Consider the following 15441-nt stretch of genomic DNA (forward strand, 5'->3'; position numbering starts at 1 on the left):
GACGACCCCCGTCTCCCCCCGACGGGGGTCGTCCCTTTCCCGTGGGAACGCTCCGCCCCAGTTCACAGGTCGTCTCCGATCTCGTCATCAGCCTCGTCCGGCGCGGTTTCTCCCGTCGGAGGCAGCAGAGAGGCAGCAGGGCCGTCGAAGGCCGCCAGGATCCGGGCGGCGTAGTCGTCCGGAGTGTGGGTGTAGCGGTTGAGCGTGGTCGACGCCTGCTCGTGGCCCATGACCCGCTGCACGAGGTTGATCGGCACGCCGTCGGTGACCAGCCAGGTGGCGTAGGCGTGCCGCAGATCGTGGAACCGCATCCCGCCAGCAGCTTTGGCCGCAACGTAGGCAACGGCTTCCCTCTCGGTGGTGAATTCGGCCGACCACTCGATGCCTTCCCGGTCGGGCCAGACGGCCCGGTACCGATGCGGGCCGGTGTCGACGACCTGACCGAGCAGGCCGGCGCGGACCAGCGAGGGCAGCCAGACGCGACGGCGGAAGTTCGACCGGCGCAACGGTCGGCCGACCCGGTCCCGGAAGACCAGCGTGCGCGGGTCCGGGTTGTCGGCGGCGGTGTGCAACTGACGCAGCGCGTCGACGAGGAAGCCGGGCAGCGGCACGGTCCGCACTCCGGCGCGACTCTTCGGGTACGGGCGCAGCACGATCCCGCCGTGCGTCTCCTCGGCGACCTGGACGACGCGCAGCGATGCCCGGTCGAGGTCGACTGACGACCAGGTGAGCCCGGCGCACTCGCCCCAGCGGAGCCCGGCCCCGGCGGCGGCGCAGACGATGGCCCGGTGACGGGATGGGACGGCCGGCAGCAGCTTGCCGAAGAAGTTCTCCCGGCTGATCGTGATCGGCTTGACCTCCCGCGTCCGGTCCCGGGGCAGCTTGACGCCCTCGGCGGGGTTGACCGCGATCAGCCGCGCCTGCACAGCGGTTCGCAGGATCATCGACAGCAGTTGGTAGCACTTGCCCACCGTGGCGGGAGCGAGGTCGCGTCCGAGCCCGGTCACCCACTCCTGCACCGACATGAAGTCGACCTTCCCGAGCGGCCAGTCACCCCACTTGGGCAAGACATGAGCCCGGAGCAGGGACACGGTCCGTTCCGTGGTGCGCGCTTCGACCGAGCGGGTGGCGAGCCACTGCTGAGCGAAGTCACCGACGCGGGTACGGCCGGCGTGCGGGTTGACGTAGGTGCCCCGATTGAGGCTGCCTTCCATCTCCACCAGGTAGGCACTGGCCTCCCGCTTCGTGCGGAAACTCTTCGACTTCTGCTGGCCGGCGGGGTCACGCCAGCAGGCGCGGAAGGTGCCGGCCGGAGTCTTGCGGACGAAGCCCATCAACGCCCCCGACCGTGCTCGGTGCCGGTGGCGGCGGGTCGCTCGGTGACGCCGTCCAGCCAAGCATGGAACCGGGTACGGGGAATCAGCCAGCGGCCCCCGAGGCGGGTTGCGGGGATGGTGCCGGCGCGCACGAGGGCGTACGTGCTGCCGAGCGAGATGCCCAGCAACTTGGCGACCTCCCGAACGGTGTAGGTGACCGGCGCGACGACGACCGCCCCGGAACGAGGGACGAGCCGAACGACCGGAGCCGGGCGGGCGGTGGTGCTCATGACGAGTGACCTCCTCAGGTCTGTCGGGTCAGGCGACAGCCGGCACAGCGCCGGCCGGGGTGGTGCCGAGTTCGTGGGCGAGTTCCTCGCGGCCGGCGGCTTGTCGCTCTCTGGCCATGGCGGCGGCGGTGTTGGCGAGGAGCGCGTCACCGGTGGTGTGCCAACCGGCACCGGCGAAGGTGAGGGTGCCGACGATCAGGGTGGTGTCGTCGTCGACGAGCGGGCCGCCGACGGCCGGGTGCCCGTGTTCCTCGCGCTGCCGGTGGGCACGGCGGGTGTCGCGCAGGAGCTGGAAGGTGACGGAGTACCGCCGGGCCTTGGTGAGGAAGTGGCCGCCGAAGCCGAGCATGTGCGCCCACCGGCGCAGTCGGGCGTACGGGTTGGCGGTAGCCGGTTTCGTCGATTCGGTGTCAAGGGCGGATTGACGTCGGGCGACGCAGACCGGGCAGGCGGCGTAGCGGGTGTGGGTGCCGCAGTCGGGGCACTCCCAGCGCGGGACGAAGCCGGGCCGGGGCCGGTGGTCGCGGGGCCGCTGGGACAGCGGTACGGGGGTGCCGGTGGGTCGGCCGAGTCGCCAGCAGGCGTCGATGAGGCGGGCGGTGTGGTCGCCGTCGGGGTCGGCGTGGTCCCCGATGGTGTCGGCGGTGAGGCGGGTGGAGCGGTGCCCGGTTACCTCGGTGCTCTTGGTGGCGTACTTGGCAAGGTAGCCGGCGACCATGCTGTCAGTGACCTCACCGTGGCCGGTGAGGGTGATGGGCCGGATGTCGAGCTGCTCGCCCCAGGCGATCGGCCAGCCGGCGGGGTGGTCGGGGTGCTCGGGGGTGGTGAAGGCGACCTGGGCGGCGGCGTGCCGAAGCGCGTCGACGAGGTCGTCAACGGTGAACGCGTCCGGCGGTGGGACGACGGCGGCCGGGTCGCCGGGGTCGACGCCGTCCAGGCGAACGAGGGCGTGGAAGTGGACCGCGCCGCGTGCCTGGAACTCTGCCGCTTTCCCGTGCGACAGCCGAACCGGTGGGACCGTCCGGATGTTGCCGGAAGCGGTGGTGACCTGGACGCGCGGGATGCCGCGGCGACGGGCGAGCTTGGCCAGGTGCCGTTCTGCGGCTTGTTTGGTGCGGTGCCACAGCTCGCCGGAGAACAGGTTCCAGACGACCTGGTGGTCATGGTCGTAGCAGTCCAGGCAAAGCGGCTGACCGAGCGCGGTGTCACCGGGCTCGTGTCGTGCCCAGCAGACGGCAGGGCGGCCGTGTGGGCAGTGGACGGCGGGGGGGTCGTCGGCGCGGCGGGCGTGGCAGGGGTCGGGGCGGCAGTCGCAGCGCTTGCGGTCCCGGCAGGTGTGCTTGCGGACCGCGCGGACGTGGACCGGCCCGAAGGACGGAGCGGTGAAGGTGGGGAACACAGCCGGGTGTTGGGTGACGGTGTCGGGGACACCCTTGCCGCCGACGAGGCCGGCGCGTAGGAGCTGGTACGCGTCGCGTTGGTAGGTGCGGGCGCAGGAGGGGCAGACGGTGGCCCGCCGGTTTCCGCAGGCGGTGTAGATGACCGCGTCGGGCATACCGTCGGTGTGCCGCTGCTCGACGACGCGCCCGGTGCCAGGCTCGACGGTGAGGAGCTGGCCGGCGAGTCGGATCGGTCGGGTACAGCCACCGGCGGCGCGGACATGTTCGATCCAGCCGAAGTAGTCCGGTCGGGTGGCGCGGGCGAAGGCAGCCCCGGCGGTGGTGTAGTCGTAGACGATGGTGTCGGCGTTCGAGCCCACCCCCCGGGCCGAAGCGCGGGGAGTGAGGTCCAGCGTCGAGGCCATCAGACCGCGATCCCGTTCGGGGTGCGGGTGGTGATGGTGCGTTCGGTGACGATGACCCGGCAGGCGCCGCACTGGCGCTTGACCGGCTCGTGCCGACGGCACGGGATCAGGACGGTCTGTCCACCGCAGCGGACGGTGACCGGAGCCCGGCAGGGTCCGCCGGGAATGACGTCGACGATGGTGCGCCGGATGTCGTGCGGGTGCCCCTCCGGGTGGACGGGGCAGGTGTGGACGACCTGTTCGATGTCGACGAGGTAGATGGTCATCGGGCACCACCGCTCAGGGTGGTCAGGAGTTGCCCGGCGGTGGCCGGGGCGATGTCGAGCCGGTCGGCCAGCTCGGCGGCGGTGATGGGTGACCCGGTGTTCTGCTCGTGCTGTGCTGCGGCGAACCTGGCCATGGGCAGGAGGTGGGTCGGAACCTCGACCGGCTCCGGCTCGGTGGCCGGGATGGTGGGCTGGATGGCCGGACGGGGTTGCGGGTCGGTGGCGATGGCGGCCGGCGGTGCCGGTTCGGTGGTGACCTGCTCGGCCACCTCAGCCCGGATCGGTTCGGCCGGTTCGACAACCGGCGTGGTCGGGTTGTCGCCCTTGACGGGCGCGAGGACGAGTTTCACCAAGGCCATGAAGGCCAACGCCGGTACGGCCGAGAGCAGCCAGCCGGAAATGCCCGGCTTGGCGACCGCGAGTTGTGCGGCCAGGGAGAGGCCGGCGGCGGCGATGAGCAGGAACAGCGGGTAGCCGATGGGAGCACCGACCCGGCGTCGACGCCGAATGGTCAGCAGGCAGGCGATGGGGACGAGTTCGGAGATGACGGCGTTGGCCCAGCCGAACCACTCGCCCGTTCCCGCCGGGGAGTTGTCGAGGGTCCAGTCCTTGACGTGGGTGAACGAGGCGGCACCGGCGAATCCGGCGACGGTGAGCAGGATGAGGACCAGGACGACACCTTCGATTCGGGTGCCGGTGGTGGGCTGACGGTTCATCGCACACCGCCCATGTAGGCCATGGCGATGCCGATGAGCAGGATGACGGCGAAGGTGATCAGGACACCCATCAGTGGCCTCCGTGGCAGTCGAGGCAGCAGCCGTAGCGGTGCGGGATGTAGTAGGGCCGGACCAGGCCGCAGACGGCGCAGGTACGGCGGGCGCGCAGCGCCTTGCCGATGGCCTCCCGCTGGGCGGGGGTGGCGGTGCGCTTGGGCTTGGCCAGGTCGAGGCGGTAGAGGTAGGCGACGCGCTTCCCGCGCCGCCAGAAGATCTGGGCGACGGGGTCATGCCCGCCGGGGCGCAGACCGGCAGCCCGAAGCTGCCGCAGGGTGGCGAGCCCGCTGGGTGCCATCCGATACGGATAGGTGGGAAAGCCGAAGCGAGTACCGGTCGGGTCGTAGAAGTTGGTCACGACCGGTCTCCCCAGCGTTGCTGGGCGGCTTGGCGCGAGATGCCGAGGCGTTGACCGATTTCGGCCCAGGAGTAGCCGAAGGCGCGGAGTCCGACGACGGCGTCGGTGATTGCCTCGTCGATGACGGCGGAGAGGGCGACCAGGTCGCGAAGGGCTTCGACGTCACCAGTTGCGACGCGGCGACCGTGGGCGCGGATGATGCGACGTGCGAAGGCCGCGAATTCGTCGTTCTCGACGATGTCCCGGCGCTTCTGTCGCGGGACGTTGGGCGTCAAGGTGGGCTTGACGGTGGGCATCAGTTCTCGCCCCCGTCGGTGTGGAGGGAGTCCCAGTCGTCGGCGGCCTTCTCCAACGTCGTGACGACCTGCTCGGCGGTACGGCCGGGGTCGTCGTTCCAGGCGTACGGGGAGCTGTGCTCGATGACGGGGAAGCCGTCGTCATCGACGAATCGGACCGGCTGGAAGGCGTCGAGGTAGTCGACGAGCGCGGCGACGGCGTGCCGGTAGGTCTGCCGGTCAAGACCGTCGAGTTGTTCCGGGTGGTTGATGCGCCGTCCGGCGCAGGCGATGCCGATGGCGCCGACGACGCAGGCCGGCGGGGTGGGGGTGGTGATGCCTGTGATGGCGTAGTAGGTGCCCCGGGTCCAGCCGTGCCGGCGCAGGTAGAGGGCAGCGAGCCGGAGCAGATCGGCGGGCGTGACCGTTCCGGTCACAGTGGGTTGGTGGGTAGCCTGCATGGCAGCCACGTCCTTTCGAGGGCTGTTGGTTGGTGGTCGGCAGGACCGGCTTTGCTGCCAGGCGTGGTCCGGTCCTGTCGGCCGTGCTAGTTCGTGCGCAGCCGCAGGTAGCGGCGGAAGCGGGTCGGGTCGCCGGGCACCTGTACGGGTGCCGAGGCGAAGACGAGGAGCCCACGATCGGTGGCCAGCGCCATGAGCGTGGCGAGTTCCTCGGGCGTACCGACCACGTGCCGGTCGACGTACTGGGTGGTCGGTGCCGGGGTACGACGGGTGCGGATGAGCTCTCGCAGGGTCATGCGGCGGTTCCCCAATCGAGTCGAGATCCGGTCGGTGCGGACGGGCGGGTGGGACGACGGGTCCAGGCGGCGTAGTCGGCGATGCCGGCGATCTGGGCGTCGGTCAGGTAGGCGACCTTGATGCGGCGCGGGATGCCGCCCTCGGCGATCAGGTACGCCGCGCCCTGGTTGGTGGGGGCGATGTCGGTGGCGGAGTAGCCCTGCTCGGCCCAGCCGTGACCGAGGACGATGTTTGAGCTGTTGGGAGTGGTGCAGCGGAACGCGGCGCGGTAGCCGAACAGGTCCCGCAGGCTGGTGGGGATGATGTCGAACGACGGTCGCTGGGTGGCGGCGACGACGGGGATGCCGGCGGCTCGACCCCGGGCGACCAGGTCCCGCAGGAGGGCGACGAACTCTTCCTGTTCCTGCTTGCCGCCGATGGTGGCGGAGTAGAAGGCGATCTCGTCGACCAGGACGGTGATGACGGAGAGTCCGTCGAGCGCGGTGACCTTGCGACGTCCGTGGGCGCGCAGCCAGGCGTAACGGTTGTTCATCACCTGCTGTAGGCGTCGGAGGACGTCGAGCGCGGCGGTGATGTCAGGGCCGATGAAGGCGTCGGCGCAGTCTTCCCACTGGCCGAGTTCGACGAGCTTGCCGTCGAGCAGGACAAGACGGGAGTCCGCCGAGAGAGCGGCGTGGGCCGCGATGGTGTTGAGTAGGCCGGACTTTCCTCCGCCGGGTTCACCGCCAGCGAGGAGGTTGCGGTAGGCCAGAGTGATGTAGACGGGCTGGCCGAACTCGTCGATGCCGACGAAGATCGGGTCGAACATCGACAGGCCAGGCCCCACCGGAATACCGGCGGTCGGGGCGGATGCCGTAGCCATGGGTGCCCTCCTTGGGCGTTGATGGGCGCGGGAAGCCATACGAAGGAGCCGGAGGGCTCCCCGCGTCCGGGATGGGTTGCGGGGTCAGATCCAGTCGGAGACGTCGTCGGCTTCCGACGACGGCGAAGGAGCCGGCTTGCTGCCGTTGGCCGACGTGGCGGCCGACTTCTTGGGCTGGATGGGCAGGGTGACCGTGGGTGCCTGGACGTCGGGCAGGTCCAGGGCGGTGGGGATGACCGGCGTCGGTCGGTCGGTGGCCGGAGCGTCGGGAGTGATGACCTCGGCCAGCGGGGACGTGACGGTTGCGGTGAGCACCTCACGGCGCTTGACGTCGAACCGCAGGTACGCGGCGTTTCCGTCGGAAGCGCGCTCGACCAGGACGGACGAGGCGTGGCAGGTGACGGCGATCTTGTCGAGGCGGCCTTCCAGGTCCGCCAGGGACAGGCCGGGCCGCAGGTAGACCCAGACCCGTTCGCCGACCGGGGTCGGCTTGGCCCAGAGGATCAGCGGGAGTGACCCCGACTGGTTGGCGATGATGAACTGCGCGAAGCAGACCCGCAGCCGGTGGCGTACGGCAAGGCACCACACCCAGGCGACGACTTGGCGTCGAACGGTGGGGATGGCGGCGGGAACGCCGAGGACGACCGCGACGACGGCCAGGGTGACGATGGTCGGGGTGTGGGTGGCGAGCTGCACCCACGCCGTCAGCAGAGCGACGGCAAGGACGATTTCGGGGGTCCACCACCACAGCAGCCGCAGGACTGGCCAGATGCGGACCAGGAGCCAGGCCAGCGCGCCACACGGGACGCCGATGGCCGCGCCGATGAACAGCGCGACGATGGGGTGAACGTAGGAAGCGGCCACCACGGCACCGAGTACGCCGAGGATGACCGCAGTGAGAATGAACGCCATTCGGGCGTTCCGGGCCGAGGACCGGTGAACCTTGGCCTCGATTACTGTCACGGTTCCGGTTGACTTCCGGCCGAACGAGCGGCGAGGGCTAGACTTGGACACGACACGTCCTCCCAAGCGATTGGGCTGGATGGGTTGGAGAGCACGGGGTCGGCAGGTGTAGGAGCCAGTACCGGCCCCGGGCTCGAAATCACTCAGGCCGCGTAGCGACCCTTGCGCCTACAAGCAGGCGATGAGCAGCGCGGATACCCACAGGCAAGCCGCGTGCAGGGACTGATCCGCCAGGTACATGCCGCAGACCGGGGCCTGCCGGTCGGCGAAATTTCGGTTCCCGGTTTGAATCAGCAACCACCGGACCGGCCAACGCCGGTCGAGCAACGCGTGTGAGGCGGCGGAGAAGCCGACTCCGGCGGTGAGCCCGACGACGGTGACGGGCAGATCAAGCGCAACGATGGCGATGGCCAACATGACCACCACCACGAGGTGATAGGCCACGATGTGGCCCAACAGGTGACGCCAGCCGTCCCAGCCGGGAGCGGCCTTGTGGGCGGCTTGCTTGTCGGATTGGCCGAAGACGTGGTCGGCCACCTGGTGGCCGGCGTATAGAGTCGCCGCGACAACGGCGAAGACGATGGCGGAAACGAGCACGACAACCACTCCCAACGATTGTGGGTGAACGGGTTGGAATGGCAGGCGGGGCCGGCAGGTGTAGGAGCCAGTACCGACCCCGCGCCAGATCGAGAGGGCAACCATGGGTTGCCAGGGCCGGGAGAATAGGAGCCAGAAGCGCTCCCGGACCGAAAATGGATCAGATCAGCGGACCGTCAGGCCGCTTCGTGCATCAGACACCAGAGGCTCACACAGCGCGGTGAGCGAAGAACTACTTAGCCGCCGAGTTGCCAGCCTTCGGCTTCAGCGAGATGGCGCGGAACGCGACGCCGTTACGCCCGTTGGTCGCCCACGGAATGGCCTCCAACTGCTCGACAGCGACGAGCTGTCCCACCATCACGCTCGGCTTCTCACCCGCCGTGGTGATGGTGATGATCTCGCCGCCGGTCTCGTCGAGTACGAAGACCTGGGTGGACCACATGAGCCGGCCGGTGTTCTTCTCCGACCGCTGATTGCCGTTCTGGTCGTTCTTCGGCTCGGGGTCCTTCGTCACCTGGACCTGCTTGCTCTGGGTGTCCACGTACAGCTTCACAACAGACCTCCTGTGTCTCGGGCCAGAAATTGAGCTTGTCCCCGGTGGACTCTTGCTCGTGGCCTCTGAGGTCAAGACTCCCGAATCTGCGAGGACGCCCCATCCCGACGGCTGGACGACTATGGGACGTCTCGACTATCGTCTAGATGTCCCTAGTCGTCCCTTGAGGAGGGTTGGATGCCGAACGACCGGCTACGCGATGCCATCCTGCGCAACGGCCTGACGCCTGTCGTTGTGGCGGAGCGGATCGGGGTGGACCCGAAGACCGTCGAACGGTGGATCACGCAGGACCGAACGCCGTATCCCCGGCACCGGCATGCGATCGCGGCCATGGTGCGCGAAGACGTGCCGTACCTGTGGCCGGACGCGGTGACCCCGGAGAAGGCGTCGAAGATCGGGCAGAGCGAGATGGTCCAGCTCTACTCCCGGCGTTCCGCCGTGCCGTACGACCTGTGGCGACGACTGATCGAGCGAGCCGAGAAGCGGATCGACGTCCTGGCCTACGCTGGCCTCTTCCTGTTGGAGCAGGACCCGAGGCTTGTCGACATCCTGCGTCAAAAGGGCGTTGACGGTGTCGCGGTGACGATCCTGCTTGGCGACCCGACCAGCGCCGCGATCGAACGGAGAAGCGTCGAGGAGGGTGCGCCCGGCGTGATGGCCGCGAAGATTCGTCAGGTACAGCAGTCCTACAAGCGGCTCGACGATGCGCCCGGGGTGAAGGTGCTCTACCACGACACGACGCTGTACAACTCGATCTATCGATTCGATGACGAGATGCTGGTGAACATGCACGTACTCGGGTTCCCGGCACCACACGCGCCCGTGATGCATCTACGCCGGCTCAACGGCGGTGATCTGTTCGGCACCTACGCCGACAGCTTCGACCGAGTTTTGTCCGCCTCGAAGCCGCTGCCGCTCGGTGAGGTGGCAGCCTAGAGCCATGGCGAGAACCGAGCACTACCACGACCCGAACGCGCCGGAAGCTAACAGCATCGTCGTGGCCGTCTCCGTCTTCGTCCGCGACAAGCACGGCCGGGTGCTGCTCATCCAGCGCACTGACAACGGCCTGTGGTCACTGCCCGGCGGCGGTCAGGAGATCGGCGAATCGGTTGCCGAGACAGCGACCCGAGAGACCCGCGAAGAGACCGGCATCAGCGTCGAGGTGACCGGCTTGGTCGGCGTCTACTCCGATCCAGACCACGTCATCGCGTACTCAGACGGAGAGGTTCGGCAGCAGTTCTCGCTCTGCTTCCGAGCCGTACCCGTCGACGGCACTCCGACCCCCAGCGATGAATCAAGCGACGTCCGGTGGGTGGCCCGCGACGAGCTGGAAGCACTCGACATCCATCCGTCGACCCTGCTCCGAATCACCCACGGATACGAGGACCGCACGGAGCCCTACATCGGCTGAGGGACGTTGCCGGCGAGCCTGCGCTGAGTCCGCTGGACAGCGGCGACCATTTCCGGCTCCGCTCGGCCGATAAACCGGGTCACCAGATGCTCCGGCCCGTACCGCGACCGAATCTCGGCTAGCCGCTCCAACACCTCGAAGTCCTGCCCGTCCGGCCCGGTCGTCATGTCGGAGAAGCAGAGGGCATCCGTCACCGGCGTCTCTTCCCGAGGGAACTCGGCGCCCAGGACCTCACCAAGCCCACGCTCCTCGGCTTCCAGCCAGGCGCACGAATGGTGAGCCACCAGGGCGGCGATCCGCTCGTTGAATCGCTCGCGCCGCAGCCAGCGGCCACCGTCGAGCGAGTGAAAGCCGGTGTCGACCAGGTCGGGGCTGTAGCCCACGTCATGCAGCCACGCCGACGCCACGAGCACCGCTCGGTCCTCGACCGGTACGGCAGCGCTGACCCGGTCCGCCTTGGCGGCCACCGCCTGGACGTGACTCCACCGACGGGGCAGCGGAGTCTCCAACAGGTGCCGCGCAGCTTCCCGAGCGGTATCGACGAGGTCGGCCATGCCGCCAGGGTACGGAGCGCGCGATGCCCGCACCATCCCGTGTCCGCTGGCCGACGGCACGGAGCCGGCCGGCTGCCGGCAATGTGGTTCAAACTTTCTGTACGTCTTCAAGGCGGCCCTTGACGGGCCGCACGCGCCGCCGCCTGGGCGCGCGTCCGTCGCTCCGCTGGCGCTCCGACTCCGGCCACGCAACACGCCCGGCGGCTGGCGCGGAGGGCGGGTAGCCCGGTGGGCCGCCGCAGGACGACAGCAGCGTTGACCGGGTTGTGGTGGGCCGGCAGCCGGCCGGGCCCGCGGCCACGAGCCCGCGCGGCGTAGCGAAGCGCACGCCGGCCGCGTCGGCGAGCTGGCGACGGTCGCGGGGTTGCGGCTACTGCGCCTCCGGCGGGGGCGCTCCGGCTCCAGGATGGCCGGGGCTCCGTCGGCGGCTCGCGGTCCGTGGGTGGTTGCGGTGGCAAGCCATCCCGCCAGCCGACGACCCGGGCGAGCCGAGCAGACCACCGCCCGACCCGCCAGCGTTCGACCGTGCGTCAAGGCCGTCTTGACGTGGCGGGCCGGGCGGCGGCCCGCTCCCCAGAGGGCGGGTCGACGGCAGACGGGATGGCAAGATCGGTAGTAAGGTCCCTAGCTTGAGGCTTCCGGGGTTCAATCATGGTCGCTGTCTACACCTAGCCAGACCATCGGACACCAGCCCGGAGCACGCAGAACGTCGGAAGTTCAGTGACAACTGAACCGCGCCGCCCGGAGGTTCAATGGACCTGGCACAACTCAACAGTGACCTGCGCGAAGTGCGGAAGGGGCTCCGAAAGGCGGGGGTCTATAGTAAGACAATTCAGGGCATCACGACGCGCGCCCAGAAGTCTGGAAGGCGGCAGACTGGCGACTACCAAAGCAATCGGAGCTCCAGGTGGAACCTAGATCCGCGAGACCCGCAGTATGGCACTGAGGAAGAGTGCAAGGTAATCGAGTTGCGCTTGCTCGGCATGATGTGCGAATTTGTAAACGCGCCAGTTCTGTCGGAGCCAACCACAGGGATCATCTCTAAGTATCTTGGGCGAGAGCCTGTTATTGGCTCTTATAGAGATGCGCTGACCTTAGAGCGACTGGACTACAAGCATTTCGAAGCCGAGGCGCTTCAACCCAAGCGCGGTAGGTCGGTGTTTCATATCGGCCATGACGACCCGACCGCCGTGCCAAAACATTGCGTCGCCAACGTGAGTTGGCGTACGCATCGAAGCAACCTGATTCAGGGTGACATGACACTACGAGAGGCGCGCACCAAGTTGGTCGAGCTCATTGGTCGATACTTCCAACTCGGAGAGGTCACGATTCACCCCGACGAGATCGCGTAGTTTCACGCTCTCGTTACAGATTGAGGTCCGCGTCAGCCTCACCTAGGTCTCCTGCGACCGCAAGACAAGCCTGTCGAGCCAACTCGCGCGCTTCGACACGGTCGCGAATCACGGTTGCAACCTGGTCCGCGATGGAGATCCGAAGCTGCGGGTCGCGAGGCAAGGGTAGGACCAGCTCACTTAGACGGTTACCAAGCGTGTCGATGATATCCATAGTGAAGCGCTTCGCTCGGATCTGTCGCTTCACTGGGGCGGAGCTGAGAGCAGCGAGGAGTAAGAATGGGGAGAGTTCACTGTGATCGGTCACACGCAACTTCAGGAGGTGGCTCTGGTAGACGATCTTCTGATCGTACTTGCTGACGTACGCGCACGTGCCAATCAAGTATGTACCGTCTCGAACCATTAGAATGTCGCCCTCGCGGACATCCTGCAGCGAGGCGTATCGGTTGTAGATCTCCTCCGACACGCCATGCTTCGGGTCCAGCTTGACTTCCCAATTTGAAATGTCGGATGTCCGAACGAATGGTATATCGCCTGTGCCGTAGGCGTCCTTACCAACCTCGTGACCAGATCGGACCTCCAGGATTCCGTCACTGATTAGCTTGCCGACACTTACCAGATCGTGGGTTCGCTTCAACGTCAGAAGTTGCTGAACGGGCTCCGGATCATAATACCGAGGAGCCAGAATGTTGTCCTGAAGTTGGTCCTCGGCTACTTCGTAACCGAGGTGATCATTTCTGATGTGCTCGATGCCGGAGTAGCGACGCCCAATCTCTGGCAACTCGTCCCGTTCAGTCTTGCGCCCGCGACTGTCGTTTCCACACCATTTGGCCTCGGCCATAAAGATGGTTGAGGTAGCCGGATTCTTTGACTTGTGCTTGGTCGCCACAAGCAGACAGGTCTTTGTGTGAGTGCCCCCTGAGCCGGAAACCTTAAAAAGATTCTCCGGCATCCCTACAACTGCTTCGAGCTTGGCCTGATCGCGTAGAAATTGGACTACGTATTGGTATCGCTGACTGGACAGCAGGCTCTCAGGCAGAACCATCCCAAGGCGACCACCGGGACGCAGCAGGCTAAGGCATCGCTCGATGAAGACGACCTGCGGGCTCACATTGCTTACTAGCGTGCTGGATTGCGTGAACGTCAGGGAACCCTTCGACCGAGTCCATCGGTGGGCTAGACGGAACTGCCGCTGCGTCTCACCTGATACGGCAACGATCTTAGATCCAAACGGAGGGTTGGTTAGGATTACGTCCACCGGTGAGACATCTGCCAGTTGCGGGAAATGACTCTCAGATGACTTCCAGGCGAGTGAATCGGCGCAGTAGGTGTCAGCATTTACCCCTGGCATTAGGGCCATTCGCAACGCGGTTAGCCGTGCAAGTTCGGCATCCTTGTCGATTCCGATTAGCTGGCCGTTCCTTCTAGGTCGATGCCGGTTCCAGAAATGTGCCGTTTGCGCCAGAAATCCACCCGCTCCGCAAGCGGGGTCGAGTACAACTTCCCCCGCCTTCGGTGCGACCATGGATACCAAAAGTTCGACCGCGTTCGGAGGGGTGAAAAATTGGCCCTCCTGTCCCCGTGCCATGTTGCCGGTAAAGGTTTCATAAAGGTCAGCGAATGGATCGATGTCGGCGCGTCCGAGATCCAGGGAGGCGAGAAGGCGATCTACCTGCTCAATCACCTGGTCCTGAAGCTTCAGATGCTCAGTTCCGCCGAACAGGTGAGGCAAGGATTCCTGCACTTGCTCCCAGGTAGTGCGGTAGATAGCGGCGTCCGCGCGAGAACGAGCCACTCCCATGGATGAATCCAGCCGCGCCTTGCAAAGGAGGATCTTGAGAACCTCCTGAAGGAGGTGGCGATCCTGGGTTGCGCCGAGGTGCTGCCCTGCGAGGTAGTTCCTCAGATCTCGGAACAGCTGACGGCTGTCAGACACGATGCCCTCCCTTGGCTCTGACCGCCATGCTTCCCCTCGTTGAACCTCTGGTGTCGCAGACACACCGCTCGGGTGGGCGACGGACCGCTCATGATGATCGTCAGACTCTACCGACAGGTTGGCCCGGCCGGTACCAACACAAGGTGCCGATATGACACTGAACACGAATGGCTCTCGCGCGGGCCACGCAGGGTGCAGGCACGCGCACCGCCTCGGGGTGGCGAGGCAGCAAGAAAGCAGCGCGAGCATCGGTGTGGGCCGGACCTGAACGTCAACCGACGACGCCCGGCAGCTGCTCGGCGGCGCAGGTTGCCACCAGTTGGTAGCGACCGACAGCTTGGGACCGCATCCCCCCGACGGGGGTCGTCCCTTTCCTGCCCGTCTTGGGGTAAAGCGCGCCGATCCCGACTCGGCCCGGTTGAAGTGAATCTTGGTGCGTTCCGGCCCCGGGAGGGGCGCTCTCGTAACAAGATCTCGGAGATCCCGGCATGCGCTCGGGTCGGGTGGGTTGGAGTGAGGTGTCAGGCTGACTTGCCGGACAAGCCTTCCAGTGCTTGGCGAATGGCCGCCGTTCGACCCTCGGTGTCGGAGGACACCACGAAGTTGCGGTAGTCGGCCTCGCTTGCCCAGTGAACGATGTTGTGGACTCGGGTGCCGTCGGTGCTGATGTGGAACCGGGCCGACTGGTAGCCAGGGTAGAAGCAGACCCATCGCTCCTAGATTTCGGCGAAGGCTGCCGCGAACTCACGCTGGGTGTCGGGTCCGTCGACCGTGTAGTCGCGTTCACCCCGCACAACCGATATTTTTCGCATCCCGGCTCCGCAGATGGGGCCGTCGTCCGCCGACTCGGCTACGCGTCAAGGCGCACCCACCGGATCGGCCGTCACCGGGGAGGACCGCTGTGGACGACGATTGGCAAGTCAACGGATTGCCGCTGCCTGAACCGCTGCCTGAACTGAGCGCCCCAGCCCGAGCTGGCTTCGGCATACGACGCCGAGGCGAGCCTGCCGTAGCGGCACTACCGGGCAACCGCCGCGAGGGAGCAGCGATGATCGCTGACCGATCGATCCTCTCAGCCGATCTCGGCGCGGGCCGGGGTGCGGGTCGGTTCGAAGCAGACGAGCGCCTGACCGCGACCGTTCGTCACCACCCAGGGGTGGCCGACGTACGTTTGCTGCCGGTGGGACTGCCCCGGTTGGATGACCGCGTACTGGCGGCGTCGGCCCTGGTGGTCGATCCAGTAGAGGATCACCGGCCGGGACCTGAGGTTGACGAACTCGATGCTGGTCTCCGCGCCACCGCTGACCGAGCGTAGGTCGCGCTCCCGCCAGGCGGGCAGCGGCGACAGTTGCGGTGGCGCGGCGGGGCGGGTG

At 67.1% G+C, this 15441-nt stretch carries 19 protein-coding genes; 3 read left to right on the plus strand and 16 right to left on the minus strand.

Annotated features, from left to right (window positions below; genetic code table 11):
• Positions 1-62 precede the first annotated feature (62 nt).
• The 13 genes from C1I93_RS19705 to C1I93_RS19765 all read right to left on the minus strand — a co-directional run bounded on the left by C1I93_RS19705 (position 63) and on the right by C1I93_RS19765 (position 8815).
• Positions 63-1334: a tyrosine-type recombinase/integrase gene (locus tag C1I93_RS19705; RefSeq protein WP_111244775.1), complete on the minus strand. Its 1272-nt coding sequence runs from the start codon at positions 1332-1334 to the stop codon at positions 63-65.
• Positions 1334-1606, minus strand: coding sequence for a helix-turn-helix domain-containing protein (locus tag C1I93_RS19710; RefSeq protein ID WP_111244776.1), 273 nt, complete (start codon positions 1604-1606; stop codon positions 1334-1336). The genes C1I93_RS19705 and C1I93_RS19710 overlap by 1 nt, the downstream gene beginning before the upstream one ends.
• Before the next feature lie 28 nt (positions 1607-1634).
• On the minus strand, positions 1635-3410 hold the full coding sequence (locus tag C1I93_RS19715) for a replication initiator (protein WP_111244777.1): 1776 nt from the start codon (positions 3408-3410) through the stop codon (positions 1635-1637).
• On the minus strand, positions 3410-3676 hold the full coding sequence (locus C1I93_RS19720; protein ID WP_111244778.1) for a hypothetical protein: 267 nt from the start codon (positions 3674-3676) through the stop codon (positions 3410-3412). The genes C1I93_RS19715 and C1I93_RS19720 overlap by 1 nt, the downstream gene beginning before the upstream one ends.
• Positions 3673-4392 carry a hypothetical protein gene (locus C1I93_RS19725; RefSeq protein ID WP_111244779.1) on the minus strand — a complete coding sequence of 240 codons (720 nt, stop codon included), beginning with the start codon at positions 4390-4392 and terminating at the stop codon, positions 3673-3675. Before C1I93_RS19725 ends, C1I93_RS19720 begins: the two co-directional genes overlap by 4 nt.
• Positions 4393-4462: 70 nt before the next feature.
• On the minus strand, positions 4463-4807 hold the full coding sequence (locus tag C1I93_RS19730; protein ID WP_303393475.1) for an RRQRL motif-containing zinc-binding protein: 345 nt from the start codon (positions 4805-4807) through the stop codon (positions 4463-4465).
• Entirely contained in the window at positions 4804-5103 is a 300-nt protein-coding gene (locus tag C1I93_RS19735) for a hypothetical protein (protein WP_111244781.1), read from the minus strand. Before C1I93_RS19735 ends, C1I93_RS19730 begins: the two co-directional genes overlap by 4 nt.
• A complete protein-coding gene (locus tag C1I93_RS19740) occupies positions 5103-5543 on the minus strand; it encodes a DUF6197 family protein (protein WP_111244782.1) in 441 nt (146 codons plus the stop codon). Before C1I93_RS19740 ends, C1I93_RS19735 begins: the two co-directional genes overlap by 1 nt.
• A gap of 86 nt (positions 5544-5629) precedes the next feature.
• Positions 5630-5839, minus strand: coding sequence for a hypothetical protein (locus tag C1I93_RS19745; protein WP_111244783.1), 210 nt, complete (start codon positions 5837-5839; stop codon positions 5630-5632).
• A complete protein-coding gene (locus tag C1I93_RS19750) occupies positions 5836-6702 on the minus strand; it encodes an FtsK/SpoIIIE domain-containing protein (RefSeq protein ID WP_111244784.1) in 867 nt (288 codons plus the stop codon). Before C1I93_RS19750 ends, C1I93_RS19745 begins: the two co-directional genes overlap by 4 nt.
• Positions 6703-6786: 84 nt before the next feature.
• The gene (locus C1I93_RS19755; RefSeq protein ID WP_111244785.1) at positions 6787-7665 is read right to left on the minus strand and encodes a hypothetical protein; all 879 of its coding nucleotides are present in this window, start codon (positions 7663-7665) and stop codon (positions 6787-6789) included.
• A gap of 168 nt (positions 7666-7833) precedes the next feature.
• Complete coding sequence (locus C1I93_RS19760) at positions 7834-8367, minus strand: DUF3307 domain-containing protein (RefSeq protein WP_111244786.1); 534 nt, start codon at positions 8365-8367, stop codon at positions 7834-7836.
• A 127-nt stretch (positions 8368-8494) separates the two neighbouring features.
• Positions 8495-8815 (minus strand): hypothetical protein, encoded by a 321-nt coding sequence (locus C1I93_RS19765; protein ID WP_111244787.1) that lies wholly within the window; start codon positions 8813-8815, stop codon positions 8495-8497.
• Positions 8816-8992: 177 nt separating this feature from the next.
• Here C1I93_RS19765 and C1I93_RS19770 point away from each other — a divergent pair, with 177 nt between their 5' ends.
• Both C1I93_RS19770 and C1I93_RS19775 read left to right on the plus strand, forming a co-directional pair.
• Positions 8993-9751 carry an XRE family transcriptional regulator gene (locus C1I93_RS19770; protein WP_111244788.1) on the plus strand — a complete coding sequence of 253 codons (759 nt, stop codon included), beginning with the start codon at positions 8993-8995 and terminating at the stop codon, positions 9749-9751.
• A gap of 4 nt (positions 9752-9755) precedes the next feature.
• The gene (locus C1I93_RS19775) at positions 9756-10226 is read left to right on the plus strand and encodes an NUDIX hydrolase (RefSeq protein WP_111244789.1); all 471 of its coding nucleotides are present in this window, start codon (positions 9756-9758) and stop codon (positions 10224-10226) included.
• On the opposite strand, the gene C1I93_RS19780 is transcribed toward C1I93_RS19775, so the two are convergent.
• Positions 10214-10780, minus strand: coding sequence for an HD domain-containing protein (locus tag C1I93_RS19780; RefSeq protein ID WP_111244790.1), 567 nt, complete (start codon positions 10778-10780; stop codon positions 10214-10216). The genes C1I93_RS19775 and C1I93_RS19780 overlap by 13 nt on opposite strands.
• A 752-nt stretch (positions 10781-11532) precedes the next feature.
• On the opposite strand from C1I93_RS19780, the gene C1I93_RS31240 reads away from it, so the two are divergent.
• Positions 11533-12132, plus strand: a complete 600-nt coding sequence (locus C1I93_RS31240) for a hypothetical protein (RefSeq protein ID WP_146603532.1) — start codon at positions 11533-11535, stop codon at positions 12130-12132.
• A gap of 13 nt (positions 12133-12145) precedes the next feature.
• Here the strand turns inward: C1I93_RS31240 and C1I93_RS19785 are convergent, their stop codons facing one another.
• Both C1I93_RS19785 and C1I93_RS19795 read right to left on the minus strand, forming a co-directional pair.
• The gene (locus C1I93_RS19785) at positions 12146-14068 is read right to left on the minus strand and encodes an N-6 DNA methylase (RefSeq protein WP_212808672.1); all 1923 of its coding nucleotides are present in this window, start codon (positions 14066-14068) and stop codon (positions 12146-12148) included.
• Positions 14069-15140: 1072 nt separating this feature from the next.
• Positions 15141-15441 (minus strand): VHL beta domain-containing protein (locus C1I93_RS19795; protein ID WP_498070720.1); only part of this gene is annotated, 301 nt, incomplete at its 5' end.

Origin of the sequence: Micromonospora endophytica, from assembly GCF_003236305.1 — a bacterium.
Classification (GTDB): Bacteria; Actinomycetota; Actinomycetes; order Mycobacteriales; family Micromonosporaceae; genus Micromonospora; species Micromonospora endophytica.